Raw genomic sequence first — 1,498 nt, 5'->3', positions numbered from 1 at the left:
TCTTTTAGAAAATCATTAAAATTTTCATTCAAGATTGATAGTATTTCTTCTCTTTTTATCGTAAACTTTTTATTTCCCACTTGAAACTCATAACCTTTTGCATTTGGTACTAAAATGGCAAGATAAGTGATATTAAAGAGAAAATTCTTCTTCATCGTATCCTTACCATCAAACCAATACGTCTCAACCATTTCTTCTGTAAGGGTTTCATTCCCCTTTGCACTATAGTTCACCTTTATACTTTCATTCTCTAAACTTATATTTTGAATTGTTTCACCACCCGGTAAATGATTAACAATTGCAACTACATCTGAATTATTACCAACGTATGTCCCAGCATATTTCTTAAAATCACTTGGTTCCATATCAGATATTTCTTTTATCCTTTCTCCGTTTGAGCAAGCAGTAATAAATAAAAAAATTGTTAGCATAACAATTACATTACAATGCATATATTTCATTTAGCATCCCCCATTTTTATCGCTATTTCGTTAATTACAATGCTTCTCTTCAAATCCCTTTAAAACATACGCATTTTAATCAAAATTAAAAATTTTCAATTTTTATGTTTACAATTATCCATTAATTGTATATACTTACTAACGTAAGAAAAATATTCTAAAAGGAGGTCGAAGGAAATGATGAAATTACAATTACATGCTTTAACTTTAGCGTTAACTGCACCTGTGTTTTCTGGACAATTAAATATGAATTCGACCACCCTAATGGAGAATTGAAAATCACATTTTATTTCTATTAATTCATAAATTCGCCACAGGAGGTCGTATACTTTCCTGTGGCTTTTTCACGCATGGCCATAGGAGAACTATATCTTCCTGTGGCTTTTTTGTGCGATTTTTTAGTCTCTTACATTATTTTTTAAAGAAAGGAGCAACATTCGATGACTATTAGCGTATTGTTTTTAAGTATTACGATTCAAAGAAATACAATTTCCAAAGATGAATTTCTTCATAATGAGCAAATTGAAAAAGCTATGAATGATGTTAAGGAGCGCCAATCGCTTTATTGTGATCACCTGTAATTCCTTTTCGAAAGGAGGAATTCATTTATGACTTTTCATATTTTCTTTTTTACTACTGTACTTCAGAAAAACACTTTATCTGAAGCTGAAATCATTCGTAAACAACAATTAAAACAACTGACTGATAAAATGACTGACATTAAAAGTTCATACTATACGCACATGTATTAAAAATATATTTTTAAGGAGAAATACCTTCATGAAATTTAAAGCATTCTTTTTAACTATCACGATTCAAAAACGTAAGCTTTCTCACAACGAAATTTTGCGTGAGCAACACATTCAATCCATTATGGACGAAGTGAAAGAGCGCCAAGCTTCTTATTACAGTCGTCTTTTCTAAATCAATTATAAAGGGGTTTTATCTAATGAAATTTAAAGCATTCTTTTTAACCATCACCATTCAAAAACGTAAACTTTCACAGAATGAGATTTTGCGTGAGCAACACATTCATA

At 30.2% G+C, this 1,498-nt stretch carries 5 protein-coding genes; 4 read left to right on the top strand and 1 reads right to left on the bottom strand.

Annotated elements, in window-relative coordinates; all coding sequences use genetic code 11:
• On the bottom strand, nt 1-461 hold a 461-nt coding region (locus KI369_RS25000; protein WP_212957969.1), incomplete at its 3' end, for a DUF4825 domain-containing protein.
• A gap of 440 nt (nt 462-901) precedes the next feature.
• Between KI369_RS25000 and KI369_RS24995 the strand changes: the two genes are divergently transcribed.
• From KI369_RS24995 to KI369_RS24980, 4 genes are all read left to right on the top strand, one after another.
• Nucleotides 902-1,042, top strand: a complete 141-nt coding sequence (locus tag KI369_RS24995) for a YrzI family small protein (RefSeq protein WP_212957967.1) — start codon at nt 902-904, stop codon at nt 1,040-1,042.
• Between the two features lie 27 nt (nt 1,043-1,069).
• Entirely contained in the window at nt 1,070-1,213 is a 144-nt protein-coding gene (locus KI369_RS24990; protein ID WP_000142717.1) for a YrzI family small protein, read from the top strand.
• Nucleotides 1,214-1,241: 28 nt separating this feature from the next.
• Nucleotides 1,242-1,385, top strand: coding sequence for a YrzI family small protein (locus KI369_RS24985; RefSeq protein ID WP_000668957.1), 144 nt, complete (start codon nt 1,242-1,244; stop codon nt 1,383-1,385).
• Between the two features lie 25 nt (nt 1,386-1,410).
• A partial coding sequence (locus tag KI369_RS24980; protein ID WP_212957971.1) for a YrzI family small protein occupies nt 1,411-1,498 on the top strand: 88 nt, incomplete at its 3' end.

The sequence above is a fragment of the Bacillus sanguinis genome (genome assembly GCF_018332475.1).
GTDB lineage: Bacteria > Bacillota > Bacilli > Bacillales > Bacillaceae_G > Bacillus_A > Bacillus_A sanguinis.
Note: the sequence above shows the minus strand (reverse complement) of the source record. Positions and strands in the feature narration are given on the sequence as shown.